Source organism: Bradyrhizobium sp. sBnM-33 (genome assembly GCF_032917945.1).
In the GTDB taxonomy this organism is placed as follows: Bacteria; Pseudomonadota; Alphaproteobacteria; order Rhizobiales; family Xanthobacteraceae; genus Bradyrhizobium.
The window spans coordinates 7,789,870-7,808,619 of record NZ_CP136624.1; the positions used below are offsets into that span (position 1 = coordinate 7,789,870).

Below are 18,750 nucleotides of genomic sequence, written 5' to 3' on the forward strand. Positions count from 1 at the left end.
ATGAAGCGTGCGCTGTCAGGCCGCGAGCGCGTCGGGATCCGTTTCCTCGTAAATCGCGATCGCCTCGAAGCGATAGTCGCAGGCGCGGCAGAACCAGAGGAAGGAGGTGCGACCCGGGCTGCTTTCGACCCAGTCGGGTCTCGGAATCGGCTTGCCGCATTGGGCGCAGGGATTTCCGCGGGGCAAGTAGCCGGAATCGAGTCGAGCCATGGCGCATCTCCCTTAGACTTCGGACGTCGTGCGACGTCTCGCTGCTTGCTTATGTCAAATTGCTTATGTCGTTGAATGAGACAGGTTTGCTGTCGGAATGAAATGAAGTGGTTTTTATCGCGGAATTCTCTTTACACCTTGACTGCATCATTTGCACGACATTCGTGCGCGTCCGCGTGACGCAGATTCGCGTCGCTCAACGCGATGCATTGCACGCACAACGTTAGCGTCACGCTGGAAGCGTTCGTTCACACGTGCATGAGCCAACACGTGCATGAGCCGCAAACATCTCGCCGCGATGTCGTCCGTTTTCCGCCACATCTTGGCCGGGCGGCCACAATAATCGAGAACGCGAAAATCGTTAATGTGCCCGCCGAGATTGTTTTATGAAAAATCTATCAAAGTTCATCTGGCTCGCCGCCGTAGCCACGCTCATGGGCTCGCCCTCAGCAATGGCGCAGAGCCGCGCGCACTATGAAAGCATGGTCGCCTCCCATGCCGCCGCCAACAACGTGCCGGAAGCGCTGGTGCACCGGGTCATCGTGCGCGAGAGCAAGTATCATCCGAACCTGGTCGGACGCGGCGGCACCATCGGGTTGATGCAGATCAAGCTCCCGACCGCACGCGGCCTCGGCTACACCGGCGACGCCGCGGGCCTGCGCAATCCCGACACCAATCTCGCCTGGGGCATCAAATATCTCGCCGGCGCCTATCGCGCTGCCAATGGCGATCATGGCCGCGCCGTGCGTTACTATGCGAGCGGCTATTATTACGCCGCAAAGCGCCAGCGGCCGGAGAAGCCGCTGCAGATCGCGCCGGTGCTGGCGAGCGGTGCGACGCCGAAAATCGTCGCCGCGCCGGTTGCGACAACGAGAACGCCGGCCGAGGCGAACGCGCTGCAGACCGCCAAATAGCTAAGTCCAAACAGCGAAACTCGTGTCCCGGGCGCGGTGCAGCCTAGGCGATGCGAAGCATCGTCCGATTCTGCGCTGCTCCGCAGAACCGGGACCCATGCTGGCCGTCTGGGCCCCGGCTCAGCAGCGCACCGCTAACGCGCTGCGCTGCGTCCGGGGCAGGGCAGCATTGCAAGTTCCCGCAAAGCCGCGTTGACACCTCCGCCCAACCGCCTACATTAGTCCTGTTCCGAGGGGTGCTCCGACGAGGAGCTGAGATACCGCAAGCTTGGGCAGTCACCTCAAAAGGTGGAGTCCTGGGACCGCGGTGACCCTTTGAACCTGATCCGGGTCATGCCGGCGAAGGGACAGGGATGTACCAGAAGTCAGATCTGCGGGGGGATTCTCCCGTTTCCATCATCGGCGCGGGCATTGCCGGCGCGTGGCAGGCGCTATTGTTCGCACAGGCCGGCCATGCCGTCACGTTGTACGAGCGCAGTGACGCCGATATGACGCTTTCCACCAGTCACTGGGCCGGCGGCATGCTAGCCCCCTGGTGCGAGGCTGAGACCTCCGAGCCTGTGATCGGCCGGCTCGGCACCCGCTCGCTCGATTTGTGGCGCGAGCTCTTTCCCAACACCCCGTTCAACGGTTCGCTGGTGGTGGCGCATCCGCGCGACCGCGCCGATTTCGAGCGGTTTGCCAAACTCACCACCGGCCATATCAGGCTCGACGCAAGCGGCGTCGGCCGGCTCGAACCCTCGCTGGACGGCCGCTTTCGCGACGGCCTGTTCTATGCAGGCGAAGGCCATGTCGAGCCGCGGCGCGTGCTGCCGGAGCTGCATGCGCGCATCGAAGCCGCCGGCGGCACGATCAAGTTCGATTGCGACGTCAGTGCGGAAAATCTCGACGGCATCGTGATCGACTGCCGCGGGCTGTCGGCCCGCGACGAGCAGCGGGAGTTGCGCGGCGTCAAGGGCGAGATGATCATCATCGAGACATCGGAGGTCGAGTTCTCGCGCCCGGTGCGGCTGATCCATCCGCGCTGGCCGCTCTATGTCATCCCGCGCGGCGACAACAAATTCATGCTAGGCGCGACCACGATCGAGGCCGAGGACACCGGCGTCAGCGTGCGCTCGGCGCTGGAGCTGTTAGGTGCGGCCTATGCCGTGCATCCGGCTTTCGCCGAGGCGCGCATCGTCGAGTTCGGCTCTGGCTTGCGTCCCGCCTTCCCAAACAATCTGCCGCGGATCACGATCAGCAAGAGCAAGATCGCGGTCAACGGCCTTTACCGCCACGGTTTTCTGGTGGCGCCCGCGCTGGCCGAGCTGACGCTCGCCTACGTGCAGCGCGGCGCGATCGACAATGAGGTGATGCGATGCGTGTGACCATCAACGGCGAACAGCGTGAGATCGCCTCGAAGCGCGTCGACGCGCTGCTCTCCGAGCTCGAATACGAAGGCACGCATTTCGCGATCGCCGTGAATTACGACGTGCTGCCGAAAAGCCGCTGGGCCGAGACCGCACTGAAAGCTGGCGACGAAATCGAGATCATCACCCCGCGGCAGGGAGGGTGAGGAGGATGAACGCGCGCACTCTCCGCCCGTCGTCCCTGCGAAGCGCGCCTCGCACTCCGCTGTCATCGCCTGGCTTGACCGGGCGACCCAGTACGCCGCGGCCTGTCGGGTTGATCACAGCCGTCCCGGCGTACTGGATCCCCGCCTTCGCGGGGATGACAGGATCATTTGAGGAAACACCGTGAACATGCTGAACTTCTACGGCAAAACCTTCTCCTCCCGCCTCCTGATCGGCACGGCGCTCTATCCCTCGCCGGCGATCATGCAGGACGCGATCCGCGCCTCTGGCGCCAACATCGTGACCGTGTCGCTGCGGCGCGAGGCCGCCGGCGGCAAGACCGGCGATGCGTTCTGGTCGCTGATCCGCGAACTCGACGTCACGGTGCTGCCGAACACCGCCGGCTGCCGCAGCGTGCGCGAGGCGGTGACCACCGCAAAGCTGGCGCGTGAACTGTTCGGTACGCCCTGGATCAAGCTCGAAGTGATCGCCGACAACGACACGCTGCAGCCCGACGTGGTCGGCCTGGTTGAAGCCGCCGCCATCCTGATCAAGGACGGCTTTGAAGTGTTCCCCTATTGCACCGAAGATCTTTCGGTGGCGATGCGGCTGGTCGAAACGGGGTGCAAGGTGGTGATGCCCTGGGCCGCGCCGATCGGAAGTGCAAAAGGCATCACCAACCGCGATGCGCTAAAGCTGATGCGCGAGCGCCTGCCCGATATCACGCTGGTGGTCGACGCCGGCCTCGGCGCCCCCTCGCATGCTGCCCACGCCCTCGAGCTCGGCTACGACGCCGTGCTGCTCAACACCGCGGTGGCAAAAGCCGCCGATCCCGTCGCGATGGCCAACGCCTTCCGCCTCGGCGTCGAAGCCGGCCGCACCGCCTATGAAGCCGGCTTGATGGAAGCCCGCGACTTCGCCTCTCCCTCCACCCCTGTGATTGGGACCCCGTTCTGGCATGCCGTATCCTGATCGATTCTACCCCGTGGTCGACAGCGTCGCCTGGGTGGCGCGGCTGGCGCTGCTCGGCGCCGGCACCATCCAGCTGCGCGCCAAGGATCTCGACGACGCCGAGGCGCTGCAGATCGTGACCGACGCCCTTGAAGTCATCAAGGGCACCGATGCCAAGCTCGTCGTCAACGATTACTGGCGCGCGGCGATCGTCGCCGGTGCAAAACACCTGCATCTCGGCCAGGAAGACCTCGTCGGCGCCGATCTCAACGAAATCCGCAAAGCCGGATTGACGCTCGGCATCTCCACCCATGACGACGAAGAACTGGCGACTGCGCTCGCCGCCAGGCCCGACTACATCGCGCTCGGTCCGATCTTCCCGACCACGCTGAAATCGATGCGTTTTGCGCCGCAGGGCATTCCAAAGATCACCGAATGGAAAAAGCGCATCGGCAATATCCCGCTGGTCGCGATCGGCGGCATCAAGTTCGAACAATCAGCCGAGATCTACGCCGCCGGCGCCGACTCCATCGCCGTCGTCAGCGACGTCACCCAGAGCGCCGATCCCGACGCGCGGGTGCGGCAATGGCTGGGCCAGGGCGCGGAGACAGCGTGATGGATTTGCGAAGCAACCACAGCCGTCATTGCGAGCGAAGCGAAGCAATCCATTGGCACTGCGCAATCGGTGACAATGGATTGCTTCGTCGCTTCGCTCCTCGCAATGACGGAGGAAACTCGCGATCGCGAAGGAGACATCAGCGCTCGCGGAGGCACCCCCACCCCCGACCCTCCCTCGCAAGCGGGAGAGGGGGCGCAGCGAGCGCTTGGTCAACCCGTCCCGTCTACGCAGGAAGGAGCGCAGCGCGCCCTTGTTACCCTCTCCCGCTTGCGGGGGAGGGTGGCGCGCGTCAGCGCGCGACGGGTGGGGCTCGCGCCACAAGTTTCGCTACCGGATGGATCCGCCGTGCGGCCGTCCGGAATGACAACAAGATAAAGGAGGATACGAGATGAACATTCGCTCCAACCCCGACACCACCCTGCCCGCCGTCACCACCGGCCCCCTTCCCTCGTCGCGAAAAATCTTCGCCACACCCGATGCCGCGCCCGACCTGCGCGTGCCCTTGCGCGAAATCATCCTCTCCGAAGCCGCGGGCGAGCCGAACCTCCCCGTCTACGACACCTCCGGCCCCTACACCGATCCGTCCGTCACTATCGACGTCAACGCCGGTCTCCCCCGAAACCGCCTCGCCTGGGTCAAGGAGCGCGGCGGCGTCGAGGAATATGAGGGCCGCGAGATCAAGCCGGAGGACAACGGCAATGTCGGCGCCTCGCATGCCGCAAAGGCCTTCACGGCGCATCACAAGCCGATCCGCGGCCTCGACGGCCACAAGATCACGCAGCTCGAATTCGCCCGCGCCGGCATCATCACGAAAGAGATGATCTACGTCGCCGAGCGCGAAAACCTCGGCCGGAAAGCACAGCTCGAGCGCGCGGAAGCGGCATTGGCCGATGGCGAAAGCTTTGGCGCTGAGGTCCCCGCCTTCATCACCCCGGAATTCGTCCGCTCCGAGATCGCGCGCGGACGCGCCATCATCCCCTGCAACATCAACCACGCCGAACTCGAGCCGATGATCATCGGCCGAAATTTCCTGACCAAGATCAACGCCAATATCGGCAACTCCGCCGTCACCTCATCGGTCGAAGAGGAAGTCGACAAGATGGTGTGGGCGATCCGCTGGGGCGCCGACACGGTGATGGACCTCTCGACGGGCCGCAACATCCACACCACGCGGGAATGGATCTTGCGCAACTCGCCGGTGCCGATCGGCACCGTGCCGATCTACCAGGCGCTGGAGAAGTGCGAAGGCGATCCCGTCAAGCTGACCTGGGAGCTCTACAAGGACACGCTGATCGAGCAATGCGAACAGGGCGTCGATTATTTCACCATCCACGCCGGCGTGCGCCTGCCCTACATCCACTTAACCGCCAACCGCGTCACCGGCATCGTCTCGCGCGGCGGCTCGATCATGGCCAAATGGTGCCTGGCGCATCACAAGGAGAGCTTCCTCTATACGCATTTCGACGAGATCTGCGACCTCATGCGCAAGTATGACGTCTCGTTCTCGCTCGGCGACGGCCTGCGCCCCGGCTCGATCGCCGATGCCAACGACCGCGCACAATTTGCGGAGCTGGAGACGCTCGGCGAACTGACCAAGATCGCATGGGACAAGGGCTGCCAGGTGATGATCGAAGGCCCCGGCCATGTGCCGATGCACAAGATCAAGATCAACATGGACAAGCAGCTCAAGGAATGCGGCGAAGCTCCGTTCTACACGCTGGGGCCGCTGACCACCGACATCGCGCCGGGCTACGACCACATCACCTCAGGCATTGGCGCGGCCATGATCGGCTGGTTCGGCTGCGCCATGCTCTGCTACGTCACGCCGAAGGAGCATCTCGGCCTGCCCGACCGCAACGACGTGAAGACCGGCGTCATCACCTACAAGATCGCCGCCCACGCCTCTGACTTGGCCAAGGGCCACCCGGCCGCCCAGCTCCGCGACGACGCGCTCTCCCGCGCCCGCTTCGACTTCCGCTGGACCGACCAGTTCAACCTCGGCCTCGATCCGGACACCGCAAAAAGCTTCCACGACGAGACGCTGCCGAAGGAAGCCCACAAGGTCGCGCACTTCTGCTCGATGTGCGGGCCGAAGTTCTGTTCGATGAAGATTACCCAGGACGTGCGGGATTATGCGGCAACGCTGAACGATCCGGCGGGTGTGGGGATGTCGGTGAGTGGTACGATCGAGGATGGCATGGCTGCGATGAGCGCCAAGTTCAAGGAGATGGGAAGCGATCTCTACCTGGATGCGGAGAAAGTGAAGGAGAGCAATCGGGTGTTGTGAGGCTGCGCACTCACCTAGACCGCAATGACCAACAATCTGACCGGTGTCTGGGACGGCACCTATGTTCAGCCGCGCGTTGGAATGGTCACGTTTCTGGCGACGCTTATCGAGACTGGTGGCGCGCTCGGAGGAAACGTGACCGAACCCTGCATCACGCCCGGTTGCCCGTTGAGCATCCACAACGCTTCGATTGCGGGTCATCGATCCGGCAGCGCGGTTTCATTCGTCAAGCGTTACGAGCCGCCCGGCTACGGCTATGACAAGGTCACTTATGAAGGCGTGGTCAATGCTGACGCCACGGAAATCGATGGGCGCTGGCGGCTGCCAGGCACTGGGTGGTCTGGAACATTTCTGATGGTTCGCTCGACCAAGCCTGCACAATCGACCGCAACCGAAGAACGGACCAAGGAGCCGACACGTTAGCATGCGTAGCCCGGATGAGGCGACATCCGGAGTTCAAACCATCCCGCATATCGCTACGCTCATGCGGGCTACGGCCCTGAGCTGGCTGCGTCGTTCCCCGCACATAAGCGAAACCTCGATACATGCCCGCTACGGATCCCACCAACAACGAAGAGCGGTGGCTGTCGACGTCCCTGCGTTAGAGAAACGAGAAACCACGAGGCCGCGCCGACGCGCCTATCTGCCTGCTGTTGAGCGTTTACTTCAGGATGTAACAAAGCGTCATCAAAACCTTTCAGTCCCCCATTAACCTTTCATTAACCATACGCGTCCACCCTTCTCTACGGCAGGGGGCCGTTGATTCCTGATGCTTCAGCTCCGCGTTTCGGAGCTAGCGTTGAGTCGGGAGGTGTTGATGCCCCGGGAGTACCTTGGTGACGTGTACATTGGCGCGGCGTGCGACCGCGCGAGCGAGATTCCGCTGCCGGATTCTCCGGCCCTTTCACCCCACCAGATCGTGCCGATGCTGATCGGCTCCACCGTCGAGGCGATCGAGCGCGAGCTCGTGCTGCAGACGCTGGCGCGCTGCCACGGCAATCGCACTCATGCCGCGCGCGTGCTCGGACTTTCGGTGCGCACGATGCGCAACAAGATCCGGCAGTATGCGACTGATGGGGCCGACATTCCCGCGCACAGCTAGGTCGAACAGAGCGTAGCGTCAGCAAAGCGGACCTGTCTCGCCGCAGCTCGAAGAGCGAAGGCGGAAGCGGGCGCACCGTCATGAGCACGGCTGAATTGGTGGGCACGGCGCTTTGCGCCTTTGCCCACCCTTGTATTGGGCTGCGGACTGATTTGTTTCGCGCGCAAGCGCAATCTCGCTTGCGCGCGTGCGACAAACTGGCACGACGGGCAAATCAGCAAAAACCTGTCCAGTCCCTCTCGCAAAAATATTCCGCTTAACTTCGAGAGCAAATCATCGGCATAACTCCGCCCGTCTCACGGCGAATGAGGGGCGTCGGCCATCGTCACGAACGCGCGGTGAGATGCGATGGACGCGGAAGGCGCAAGACGTAGGCGCACAAAGCGTACGGCGAAGTCGTGTGGTTCGGGCGCCGCGGTGCTGGCGTTAAGCTCTTGAGAAGCAAACTTCTCAGGGGCGACGGAGGCAAGAAAGCCGTTCTCCGGGAAGAGCTCGAAGTAGCCGTAAAGCCATTGCGCAGGGAAGGCCGGGATGCTCCCGCTGTACCTGTATGCTCGTGTGCGCGCTTCCTATGCTCACCTGCACACGAGACCGCGGGTGCAGCAAGCACCCGGTCTTCCCTGCGCCCTCTGATTGGAGAGGGTGGGAGGTTGGTAGCAAAGCTCGGGCACAGTGTGTCGCGAGAATGCCGCCTCACATTCGCTTGTCATCGTCCGCCAACGGGTCGCGCGAATGCGCGCCCGATGACAGGCTCCGGCGGACGATCCAGTATTCCAGAGACGCCAGCGATTGAACCGAGAAGCCGCGGCGTACTGGATCCCCGCCTTCGCGGGGATGACAGTGGTGGGCGTCGCTATCTCCCCGTCATTGCGAGCGCAGCGAAGCAATCCATCTCGCGGCAAAACGGAAGCATGGATTGCTGCGCTTCGCTCGCAATGACGTGGATAGGCGCGGCGTACTGGTCGACCCGGCGATGACAGCGGAGGATTCAGGGACGACGGGGCAAGACCAACGATCCGTCGTCATAATGCGCCGATCGGAAATCCAAATGACGGGGAAAGAGTCCGGCTTTGTCGATTTTTCATTCTACTTCAGATAGCAATGACTTATTTTCGACGCAGCGAAAGCCAAGAGAAGAACGGATATCGCGGTATCGCCAACGAGATAAAAACACGGCAGGGAAGGATAAAAGTGGGTGAACTTCTGGGCTCTATCGTTTTTTCTTTGATTGTAATCGCACTAATCGCCGGCGCATGGACCTGGATTTCGACGCTGTTCAGAAAAGGGGTCATGGCGCTGCTCGGCTTCGATGCGGTCTGCGTCCAGCAGTTCGAAACCGTGCTGCTCTACCGGAACGGGCGTTTTGAAAGAGCCCTGACACCCGGCCGGCACCGCATCCGCGCCGGCAGCCGCCAACTGGCGCGGATCGATTTGCGGCCCGAGGTGTTACGGTTCACGCAAGGCGCAGTCTCCGCGGACCGCTTTGCGGTCAACCTCGTCTATGTCGCGCGCATCCAGATCGTCGACCCCCGGGCCGCTTTCGAAAGCACGCAGAATTACCGGGACGAGGTCTGCATACGCCTGCAGTCGGTCGTGAAGGCGGTGTGCAGCCGAAAGCCGCGCCTCGAAATTCAGATGGACCACCAGAGCTTTGGCAACAGCGTCCAGAAGGCCGCCAGCCAGGTGCTTCGCTCGATCGGTTGCGAATGCCTGACGTTCGAGCTGCTGCAGGTCGATTCCGCGGGGCCGATCGCGGAATTGGAGAACAGGCGCATGGGATTTGCCGCGCATTAGCTTGTCGCGGCTCGATCGCGCGCCGGCAGTGCCGTTCGGCCGCCAGGGCACCGGCCGGCAGATCGCCTATGCTGCGCCGCTGCCGATTTCGAATGAATCATCCTACGCCGGCGCGCATTCGCTGTTGCGCGACGCCGGCCGTGCGGCCGGGACCGCGCGCAGCTCGTCTACGCAAGCCGAATGGCTCGGGGATTGCGAGAATTGGCGGCAATGCCCAACTCTTCCCTATCATGATTGATCCGGACATCCCCGACATGAGCCAGACCAAACTGTTCGAGCCCCTCAAGCTTGGCCCGATTGCGCTGCCCAACCGCCTTGTGATGGCGCCGCTGACCCGCAACCGCGCGGTGCCTCCGGGCATGGTGCCGAGCCCGCTTGCGATCGACTATTATGGCCAGCGCGCCTCCGCCGGATTGCTCATCACCGAAGCCAGCCAGGTTTCGCAGCAGGGTCAGGGCTATCAGGATACGCCGGGCATCTATTCGAAAGAGCAGGTCGAGGGCTGGCGCAAGGTCACCGATCGCGTGCATGAAAAAGGCGGGCGCATCTTCATCCAGATCTGGCATGTCGGCCGTATCTCGCACACCACGCTGCAGCCCGGCGGCGGCAAGCCGGTGGCGCCGTCGGCGATCCGCGCCAAGGGCAAGACGTTTGTGGGCGGCACCTTCACCGAGATATCCGAACCGCGTGCGCTGGAGCTGTCGGAAATTCCAGGGATCATCGACGACTTCAAGCGCGGCACCGAGAACGCGCTGGCCGCCGGTTTTGACGGCGTCGAGATCCACGGCGCCAACGGTTACCTGCTCGATCAATTTGCAAAAGACGGCACCAACAAGCGCACCGATGCCTACGGCGGATCGATCGAGAACCGCGCAAAGCTGATGCTGGAAGTGTCGCAGGCGGTGGCCGCGATTGCCGGCCCCGAGCGCACCGGCATCCGCATTTCACCGGTGACGCCCGCCAACGATGTGTCCGATTCCAATCCACAGCCGCTGTTCGATCACATCGTGGATGGACTCGACGCGCTGAAGCTGAGCTACATTCACGTCATCGAAGGCGCCACCGGCGGGCCGCGCGATATCGCGCCGTTCGATTACGCGTCCTTGCGTAAGCGCTTTGGCGGAGCCTATGTCGCCAACAACGGCTACGACTTCGACCTCGCGACAAAAGTGCTCGAGGCCGGCGCCGCCGACCTGATCGCGTTCGGCAAGCCATTCATCTCGAACCCCGATCTGGTCGAGCGATTGAAGAAGGGCGCGCCCTTGAATGAATGGGACAAGGCGACGTTCTATGGCGGCGGCGCGAAGGGATATACGGATTATCCGACGCTGGCGGCGGCGCAAGCGGCGGAGTGAGGCTGCTAAGCTTTCTCTCCGTCATTGCGAGGAGCGAAGCGACGAAGCAATCCATGCTTCAGCAAGCGGCGAGATGGATTGCTTCGCGGAGCCTGTCATCGGGCGGCGCTTCGCGCCGACCCGTTGGCTCGCAATGACAAAAGAAAAAGGCCGGGATCGCTCCCGGCCTTTGGTTTTGTTCGTGGATGCCCAGGTCAAGCCCGGCCATGACATCTACGATGTCACTTCGCCTCGGCCCGCTTCGGCGGCGTAGCCGGCCACGACTTGATCAGCGCGTCGTAGTCGACCGTCTCGCCCTTCGGCTTCTCGTTCGCCAGCTTGCGCTGCGGCGCGATGGTCTTGTCTTTCTCGGCCTTGGCGAACCAGAACTCGGCGGTCTCTTTCTTGTTCAGCTTCGGCCCGCACTCTTTCTGCACGCCACTCTTTTCGAGACGTTCGAGCACCGAGTCCTGGGCTGCGGCCAGCGCATCCATCGCAGCTTGCGGCGTCTTTGCACCGGACGACGCATCGCCGATGTTCTGCCACCACAATTGCGCAAGCTTCGGATAGTCAGGCACGTTGTTGCCGGTGGGCGTCCACTGCACGCGGGCGGGCGAGCGGTAGAACTCGATCAGGCCGCCGAGCTTCGGCGCGCGCTCGGTGAACGACTTGTCCCAGATGTCGGATTCACGCACAAACGTGAGGCCGACATGGCTCTTCTTCAAGCTGACCGTCTTGGAGTTGATGAACTGCAGATAGAGCCAGGCCGCCTTGCGGCGATCGGGTGGGGTCGACTTCAGCAGCGTCGCCGAGCCGGCGTCCTGGTAGCCGAGCTTCATGCCGTCTTTCCAGTACGACCCGTGCGGCGACGGCGCCATGCGCCACTTCGGCGTGCCGTCCGCGTTCACGACCGGGATACCGGGCTTCACCATGTCGGCGGTGAAGGCGGTGTACCAGAAGATCTGCTGGGCGATGTTGCCCTGCGCCGGCACCGGACCTGCTTCGGAGAAGGTCATGCCTTGCGCCTGCGGCGGGGCATACTTCTTCATCCAGTCGAGATACTTGGTGATCGAATAGACCGCAGCCGGACCGTTGGTGTCGCCGCCGCGCTCGACCGACGAGCCGACCGGACGGCAGCCTTCCATGCGGATGCCCCATTCGTCGACCGGCAGGCCGTTCGGGATGCCCTTGTCGCCGTTGCCGGCCATCGACAGCCAGGCGTCGGTGAACCGCCAGCCGAGCGAGGGATCCTTCTTGCCGTAGTCCATGTGGCCATAGACCTTGACGCCGTTGATCTCCTTGATGTCGTTGGTGAAGAACTCGGCGATGTCTTCATAGGCGGACCAGTTCACGGGAACGCCGAGCTCGTAGCCATACTTCGCCTTGAACTTGGCTTTGTATTCCGGATTGGAGAACCAGTCGTAACGGAACCAATAGAGGTTCGCGAACTGCTGGTCGGGCAACTGATAGAGCTTGCCGTCCGGACCCGTGGTGAAGGATTTGCCGATGAAGTCGTTGACGTCGAGCTGCGGATTGGTGACGTCCTTGCCCTCGCCGGTCATGTAGTCCGACAGGATCACGGTTTGGCCGTAGCGGACGTGGGTGCCGATCAGGTCCGAATCGTTGATCCAGCCGTCATAGACGTTTTTGCCGGACTGCATCTGGGTCTGCAGCTTTTCGACGACATCGCCTTCCTGGATCAGGTCGTGCTTGACCTTGATGCCGGTGATCTCGGTGAAAGCTTTCGCCAGCGTCCGCGATTCATATTCGTGCGTCGTGATCGTTTCCGACACGACGTTGATTTCCATGCCCTTGAAGGGCTCGGCGGCCTTGACGAACCACTGCAGCTCTTTCATCTGCTCCTCCTTCGACAGTGTCGAGGGCTGGAATTCGCTGTCGATCCACCTTTGATTGACGGCGTCATCGGCACGCACAGGTGCGGCAATGGTCACGGATGCGGCGATCAGCGCAGCCGCGCTGGTCATTGTCAGAAAGCTCTCCTTGGTCAAGGGACCGTTTCTTCCTCTCAAGCGTCGCATGTTGGATCCTCCGGTTGCAGCGATAAACACATATTCAGGCCCGGGTTGATCCCGGATCTGTCTTTTTCCGCCGTTTCAGACCGTGCGAAAGATCGCAACGGCCGAGACGAGCGAAATCAGGGTTGCGAGCCACAGGCTCGAAATCTCAACGCCCTCTCCGATCGGCAGAGTGGCGACCGGATCGGTGCCGACGAAGGCGATCCACAGCAAATGAATGACGGCGGCAAGCACCAGCGAAATGAACAGCCGGTCGCCGCGCGTGGTCGGAATGCGCAGGATGCCGACGCGCTCGGCTTCGGGATACGCGATTCCAAGCCATGTCATTACGCCGAGCGCCAGCGCCAGCATGACGAAGAAGATCGCGGTCGGCAGTGTCCAGGCCATCCATGCGATGTTCTCCATGGCTACACCCTGCCCAGCGCGAAACCGCGCGCGATGTAGTTTCGGACGAACCAGATCACCAGCGCACCGGGGATAATGGTGAGCACGCCGGCGGCAGCCAAGAGGCCCCAGTCCATGCCGGCGGCCGAGACGGTGCGTGTCATGATGGCAGAGATCGGCTTGGCATTGACTGAGGTCAATGTGCGGGCCAGCAGCAATTCGACCCAGGAGAACATGAAGCAGAAGAACGCGGCGACGCCGATGCCGCTAGCGATCAGCGGCACCAGGATTTTGACGAAGAAGCGCGGGAACGAATAGCCGTCGAGGAATGCGGTCTCGTCGATCTCACGCGGCACGCCCGAGACGAAGCCTTCGAGGATCCAGACCGCAAGCGGCACATTGAAGATGCAATGCGCCAACGCGACCGCCCACGGCGTATCGAACAGGTTGAGTGCCGAATAGAGGTTGAAGAACGGCAGCGCGAATACAGCGGCCGGCGCCATGCGATTCGACAACAGCCAGAAGAACAAATGTTTGTCGCCGAGGAAACGATAGCGCGAGAAGCCATAGGCGGCCGGCAACGCCACCGCGATCGAGATCACGGTGTTGATCAGCACATAGGTCAGTGAGTTGATGTAGCCGGAATACCAGCTCTCGTCGGTGAAGATGCGCTTGTAGTTTTCCAGCGTCGGCTGGTGCGGCCACAGCGTCATCGTGGTTACGATCTCGGCATTGGTCTTGAAGCTCATGTTGACGAGCCAGTAGATCGGCAACAGCAGGAAAATCAAAAACAGCGAGATGATGAGGCGGCGGCCGGGAATCGAATGCATCAGGCACCTCCCTTCTTGGCGGGGCGTTCGGCCCCGGCGTTGGTCATGACGGTGTAGAACACCCAGCACACGATCAGGATGATCAAATTGTAGACGAGCGAGAGAGCGGCAGCCTTGCCGAGGTCGAATTGCCCGAGCGCGATCTTGACCAGTTCGATCGAAACGAAGGTGGTCGAGTTGCCGGGTCCGCCGCCGGTCACCACGAACGGCTCGGTATAGATCATAAAACTGTCCATGAAGCGCAGCAGCACGGCGATCAGCAGCACGCGGTTCATCTTCGGCAATTGGATCGCCTTGAATACCGCCCAGCGCGAGGCGCCGTCGATCTGAGCCGCCTGGTAGTACGCGTCCGGGATCGACTTCAGTCCGGCGTAGCACAGCAGGGCCACGAGGCTGGTCCAGTGCCACACGTCCATCACGATGACGGTGGCCCAGGCGTCGAACTCGTTGGAGACGTAGTTGTAGTCGAAGCCGAGGCTGTTGAGCGTATAGCCGAGCAGGCCGATATCGGGCCGGCCGAAAATCTGCCAGATCGTTCCGACCACGTTCCACGGAATAAGCAGCGGCAGCGCCAGGATGACGAGACAGACGGCAACCGTCCAGCCCTCGCGCGGCATCGACAGCGCCACCACGATACCGAGCGGCACCTCGATCGCGAGGATGATGGCCGAGAACAACAAATTGCGGCCGAGCGAGGCCAGGAAGCGGCCGCCGAGATCGGTCGAGGGATCGAGCAGCTCCTTGAACCAGCCGACGCCGTTCCAGAAGAACTGGTTGTTGCCGAACGTGTCCTGCATCGAATAGTTCACCACCGTCATCAGCGGCAGAATCGCGGAGAACGCGACCACCGCGAATACCGGCAGCACCAGAAACCAGGCTTTTTGGTTGACGATCTTGTCCATCAGGCAACCCCCTCGACCAGACGGCTGTCGGCATAGACGTGAACATGCGCGGGATCGAACACCAGCCCGACCATGTTGTCGGGAACGGAGAATCCGGGCGGCACGCGCGCGGCAAACTTGGCATCGCCGATACGAACGCGGGCGAAGCGGGCGCGACCGAGATCGTCGATCCGTTCGATCGTGGCCGATAAAAGGCCGGATGCGGGAGCTGCGATATTGACGAACTCCGGCCGCACGCCGATCTCGATCTTCGCATCCGCTGGCAGCACGCCGTAATTGCGGTGCAGGCCGATGATGTGACCGTCGATGCGCGCCTCATGCCCACTCACGACAGCCGGCACGATGTTCATGCCGGGCGAGCCGATGAAGTAACCCACGAACGTATGCGCGGGCTTGTCGAACAATTCGGCCGGCGTGCCGCTCTGCACCACGCGGCCGTCATGCATAACCACCACCGTGTCGGCAAAGGTCAGCGCCTCGGTCTGGTCGTGCGTAACGTAGATCATCGTGAGATCGAGCTCGCGGTGCAGCGCCTTCAACTTCGAGCGCAACTGCCATTTCAGCTCGGGGTCGATCACCGTCAGCGGCTCGTCGAACAACACGGCGGCGACGTCGGAGCGGACGAGGCCGCGACCGAGCGAAATCTTCTGCTTGGCGTCCGCGGTCAGGCGCGTCGCCTTGCGGTCAAGATAGAACGTCAGATCGAGGAGATCGGCGATCTGCCTCACCCGCGCCTCGACCTCGGCCTTCAGCACGCCGCGATTCCTGAGCGGGAATGCGAGGTTCTGCCCAACCGTCATCGTGTCGTAGATCACCGGAAACTGGAACACCTGCGCGATATTGCGCTTCTGGGTTGACAGCGGCGTGATATCGGCGCCGTCGAACAGGATTTTTCCGCGCGACGGCGTGACGATGCCGGAGATCAGGTTGAGCAGCGTGGTCTTGCCGCAGCCGGAGGGGCCGAGCAGCGCGTAAGCCCCGCCCTGCCGCCAGGTCATGGTCACCGGCTTCAACGCAAAGGATTCGGGCGCAGCGTCATTGCCGCCGTAGGAATGCGCGAGATCGACGAGGTCAATGCGGGCCATATCGCATCTCCCTCACATGCTTTTCTTTATTGACGCGTTTTCAAGCGAACCACCACGCGCTTCGCCTGAAAACGCGACGGCTGGCGCTGCGACCAGGCGGTCGGCGGCGTCGAACACGAAGACGTTGTCGGGATCGAGCACGGCATCGAGCGTCTGGCCGGGCTCGTATTCATGCACGCCCGGCAACACGGCAACCCAGTTGGAAGCGTCGCGGCTGAGATGCACGAAACTTTCCGAGCCGGTGATCTCGGTCACGGTGACGGTGGCGTGGAAGGCGTGGCGGCCAGCGATGCCGTTCGCCACTTCGAGCTGGTGGGCACGGAAGCCGACGCGATAGGGGCCGTCGGAAAGCTGCGCATAGAGCCCAGTGGCCGGCGCCTGGATGCCGCCGGCATATTGCACCGACCCATTTTTCTTCTCAAGACCGACGATGTTGAGCGGCGGATCTGAGAATACCTGTGCGACGCGCAGCGTGTCGGGACGGCGATAGACTTGCGATGTATTGCCGGCCTGAAGCACCTGGCCCTCCCACATGCACACCGTGTTGCCGCCGAGCAGCAGCGCCTCCGAGGGCTCGGTGGTGGCGTAAACGAAGATCGCGCCCGACGCCTCGAAGATACGCGGCAGTTCGGTGCGCAGCTCCTCGCGCAGCTTGTAATCGAGATTGGCGAGTGGCTCATCGAGCAGCACGAGGTCGGCGCCCTTGACCAGCGCACGCGCGATCGCGGTGCGCTGCTGCTGGCCGCCGGAAAGCTGCAGCGGCGTGCGCTTCAGATAGGGCTCGAGCCGCAGCAGTTTCGCGGCGTCCTGCACGCGGTGGTCGATCTCCTCCCGCGGCCTGCCCTGCACGCGTAGCGGCGAGGCGATGTTCTCATAAACCGTCAGCGAGGGATAATTGATGAATTGCTGATAGACCATCGCAACCGAGCGCTGCCGCACGTCGGCGCCGGTGACGTCCTTGCCGTCGACCAGCACGCGGCCGGTCGTGGGCTTGTCGAGACCGGCGAGCAGCCGCATGATCGAGGTCTTGCCGGACAGCGTCGGTCCCAGCAGCACGCTCAGCGTGCCCCGCTCGAGCGTCAGCGAAACATCGCGGATAGTCGGGATGCCGTCCACGGTCCGCGTGACATGCTCGAGTGTGACGCTCATGACCGCCCTCCCGCCTCACGCAAGGGACGTTCACCGGAGCCGCTGTTGGCTTTGATCCATTCGTCGAGCACGGCAATTTCGTCTGCCGACAACCGTAATCCGAGCTTGGACCTGCGCCACACGACGTCTTCGGCGGTGCGGGCCCATTCGTTCGCAATCAGGTACCTGACCTCGCTTTCCGTCAACGTAGCGCCGAACGCCTGGCCGAGATCGGCAAAAGATTTCGCGTTGCCGAGCAACTTTGTCGCGCGCGTGCCGTAGGCATGCGCCAGCCGGTTGGCATGCGCCGGGGTGAGGAACGGATATTTTTGCGTCAGTTCCGCGGCCAGCGCGCCGAGCGCCGAAACGTCGATGTCGCCACCGGGCAGCGGCGACTTGCCGGTCCAGCCTTCCTTTTCCTTTGCGCTGTGCAGATAGGACGCAAGCCGTTCCAGCGCTTCTTCGGCGAGCCGCCGGTAGGTCGTGATCTTGCCGCCATAGATCGAGAGCAGCGGCGCGCCGCCGGGCGTATCGAGTTCGAACACGTAGTCGCGGGTCGCCGCTTTCGCTTCGCTGGCGCCATCGTCATAGAGCGGGCGAACGCCGGAATAGGTCCAGACCACATCCGCAGGCAGCACAGTTTTTTTCAGGTACTCGCTGGCGGAGGCGCAGAGATACTGGATCTCCTCCGGCGAGGCCTTCACCTTGGCGGGGTCGCCATCGTAATCGCGATCGGTGGTGCCGATCAGCGTGAAATCGTCCTGGTAGGGGATGACGAAGATGATGCGGCCGTCGGCATTCTGGAACATGTAGGCACGGTCGTGCTCATAGAGCTTGCGCACCACGATGTGGGAGCCTTGCACCAGCCGCACCTTTGCCCGCGCGTTGACGCCTGAGCCCGACGACAGCACCTGCTCGACCCAGGGGCCGCCGGCATTGACCAGCGCGCGCGCCTGGATGGTAGTGCGCCCGCCGCTGATGGCCTTCTCGACGGTCACGTGCCAGATGCCGTCCACCTGCCGTATCTCGACCGCGCGCGAGCGGGTGTGAATTTCGGCGCCGCGATCGGCCGCGTCCCGCGCCGTGAGCACGACCAGGCGCGCGTCATCGACGAAGCAGTCGGAATATTCGAAGCCTTTTCGGTAGCGGTTGGCGATCAAGGGTTTGCCTACCTCGTCATGGAGGAGATTGACCGAGCGCGTCGGCGGCAGCAGATGCCGGCCACCGATATGGTCGTACAAGAACAACCCTAACCTGAGCAGCCAAGCCGGCCGCAAGCCGGCGTGGTGCGGCAAAACGAAACGCAAAGGTCTGATAATGTGGGGCGCGATCTGCCAGAGGATTTCGCGCTCGATCAGCGCCTCGCGGACCAGGCGGAACTCGTAATATTCGAGATAGCGTAAGCCCCCGTGCACGAGCTTGGTCGACCAGGACGACGTTCCACTGGCCAAGTCGTTCATTTCACAAAGGAAAACGGAATTGCCCCGGCCCGCGGCATCGCGCGCGATGCCGCAGCCATTGATGCCGCCTCCGATAATGGCGAGGTCGAATATCCGATCCAACGAAACGCTTCCCCCGGCAATCGCCTCTTCATTTCGGCGATTTTGCTTTCGTATGGGAG

At 62.6% G+C, this 18,750-nt stretch carries 19 protein-coding genes and 1 riboswitch; of the genes, 11 read left to right on the forward strand and 8 right to left on the reverse strand.

Features of this window, described 5'->3' with window-relative positions; genetic code table 11:
* Positions 1–15: 15 nt before the first annotated feature.
* Positions 16–210, reverse strand: a complete 195-nt coding sequence (locus RX328_RS36470) for a hypothetical protein (RefSeq protein WP_213249043.1) — start codon at positions 208–210, stop codon at positions 16–18.
* A gap of 386 nt (positions 211–596) precedes the next feature.
* Between RX328_RS36470 and RX328_RS36475 the strand changes: the two genes are divergently transcribed.
* The 11 genes from RX328_RS36475 to RX328_RS36525 all read left to right on the forward strand — a co-directional run bounded on the left by RX328_RS36475 (position 597) and on the right by RX328_RS36525 (position 10,785).
* A complete protein-coding gene (locus tag RX328_RS36475; protein WP_213249044.1) occupies positions 597–1,124 on the forward strand; it encodes a transglycosylase SLT domain-containing protein in 528 nt (175 codons plus the stop codon).
* Between the two features lie 222 nt (positions 1,125–1,346).
* Positions 1,347–1,490, forward strand: a riboswitch (TPP riboswitch).
* Complete coding sequence (locus RX328_RS36480) at positions 1,478–2,491, forward strand: FAD-dependent oxidoreductase (protein ID WP_213249046.1); 1,014 nt, start codon at positions 1,478–1,480, stop codon at positions 2,489–2,491. (Overlaps the previous riboswitch by 13 nt.)
* Positions 2,482–2,679, forward strand: a complete 198-nt coding sequence (gene thiS, locus RX328_RS36485) for a sulfur carrier protein ThiS (RefSeq protein WP_213249048.1) — start codon at positions 2,482–2,484, stop codon at positions 2,677–2,679. The genes RX328_RS36480 and thiS overlap by 10 nt, the downstream gene beginning before the upstream one ends.
* A gap of 187 nt (positions 2,680–2,866) precedes the next feature.
* A complete protein-coding gene (locus tag RX328_RS36490; protein ID WP_213249277.1) occupies positions 2,867–3,649 on the forward strand; it encodes a thiazole synthase in 783 nt (260 codons plus the stop codon).
* Positions 3,636–4,244 carry a thiamine phosphate synthase gene (locus tag RX328_RS36495; RefSeq protein ID WP_213249050.1) on the forward strand — a complete coding sequence of 203 codons (609 nt, stop codon included), beginning with the start codon at positions 3,636–3,638 and terminating at the stop codon, positions 4,242–4,244. The genes RX328_RS36490 and RX328_RS36495 overlap by 14 nt, the downstream gene beginning before the upstream one ends.
* A gap of 391 nt (positions 4,245–4,635) precedes the next feature.
* Entirely contained in the window at positions 4,636–6,534 is a 1,899-nt protein-coding gene (gene thiC, locus RX328_RS36500) for a phosphomethylpyrimidine synthase ThiC (RefSeq protein ID WP_213249052.1), read from the forward strand.
* Positions 6,535–6,558: 24 nt separating this feature from the next.
* The gene (locus RX328_RS36505; RefSeq protein WP_213249054.1) at positions 6,559–6,957 is read left to right on the forward strand and encodes a hypothetical protein; all 399 of its coding nucleotides are present in this window, start codon (positions 6,559–6,561) and stop codon (positions 6,955–6,957) included.
* A 394-nt stretch (positions 6,958–7,351) separates the two neighbouring features.
* Positions 7,352–7,636, forward strand: a complete 285-nt coding sequence (locus tag RX328_RS36510; protein WP_213249056.1) for a helix-turn-helix domain-containing protein — start codon at positions 7,352–7,354, stop codon at positions 7,634–7,636.
* A gap of 1,290 nt (positions 7,637–8,926) precedes the next feature.
* Positions 8,927–9,430: an SPFH domain-containing protein gene (locus RX328_RS36515; RefSeq protein WP_213249058.1), complete on the forward strand. Its 504-nt coding sequence runs from the start codon at positions 8,927–8,929 to the stop codon at positions 9,428–9,430.
* Positions 9,417–9,668 (forward strand): hypothetical protein, encoded by a 252-nt coding sequence (locus RX328_RS36520; protein ID WP_213249060.1) that lies wholly within the window; start codon positions 9,417–9,419, stop codon positions 9,666–9,668. The genes RX328_RS36515 and RX328_RS36520 overlap by 14 nt, the downstream gene beginning before the upstream one ends.
* A gap of 16 nt (positions 9,669–9,684) precedes the next feature.
* Positions 9,685–10,785, forward strand: coding sequence for an alkene reductase (locus RX328_RS36525; protein WP_213249062.1), 1,101 nt, complete (start codon positions 9,685–9,687; stop codon positions 10,783–10,785).
* A gap of 221 nt (positions 10,786–11,006) precedes the next feature.
* On the opposite strand, the gene RX328_RS36530 is transcribed toward RX328_RS36525, so the two are convergent.
* The 7 genes from RX328_RS36530 to glpD all read right to left on the reverse strand — a co-directional run bounded on the left by RX328_RS36530 (position 11,007) and on the right by glpD (position 18,691).
* Positions 11,007–12,749: an ABC transporter substrate-binding protein gene (locus RX328_RS36530; protein WP_213249064.1), complete on the reverse strand. Its 1,743-nt coding sequence runs from the start codon at positions 12,747–12,749 to the stop codon at positions 11,007–11,009.
* 129 nt (positions 12,750–12,878) lie between these two features.
* The gene (locus RX328_RS36535; protein WP_213249066.1) at positions 12,879–13,205 is read right to left on the reverse strand and encodes a DUF2160 domain-containing protein; all 327 of its coding nucleotides are present in this window, start codon (positions 13,203–13,205) and stop codon (positions 12,879–12,881) included.
* Positions 13,206–13,207: 2 nt separating this feature from the next.
* Positions 13,208–14,014 carry a carbohydrate ABC transporter permease gene (locus RX328_RS36540; protein WP_213249068.1) on the reverse strand — a complete coding sequence of 269 codons (807 nt, stop codon included), beginning with the start codon at positions 14,012–14,014 and terminating at the stop codon, positions 13,208–13,210.
* Positions 14,014–14,916: a carbohydrate ABC transporter permease gene (locus RX328_RS36545; RefSeq protein ID WP_213249070.1), complete on the reverse strand. Its 903-nt coding sequence runs from the start codon at positions 14,914–14,916 to the stop codon at positions 14,014–14,016. Before RX328_RS36545 ends, RX328_RS36540 begins: the two co-directional genes overlap by 1 nt.
* A complete protein-coding gene (locus tag RX328_RS36550) occupies positions 14,916–16,001 on the reverse strand; it encodes an ABC transporter ATP-binding protein (RefSeq protein ID WP_213249072.1) in 1,086 nt (361 codons plus the stop codon). The genes RX328_RS36545 and RX328_RS36550 overlap by 1 nt, the downstream gene beginning before the upstream one ends.
* 12 nt (positions 16,002–16,013) lie before the next feature.
* Complete coding sequence (locus RX328_RS36555; protein WP_213249074.1) at positions 16,014–17,150, reverse strand: ABC transporter ATP-binding protein; 1,137 nt, start codon at positions 17,148–17,150, stop codon at positions 16,014–16,016.
* Entirely contained in the window at positions 17,147–18,691 is a 1,545-nt protein-coding gene (gene glpD, locus RX328_RS36560; RefSeq protein WP_213249076.1) for a glycerol-3-phosphate dehydrogenase, read from the reverse strand. The genes RX328_RS36555 and glpD overlap by 4 nt, the downstream gene beginning before the upstream one ends.
* Positions 18,692–18,750 lie beyond the last annotated feature (59 nt).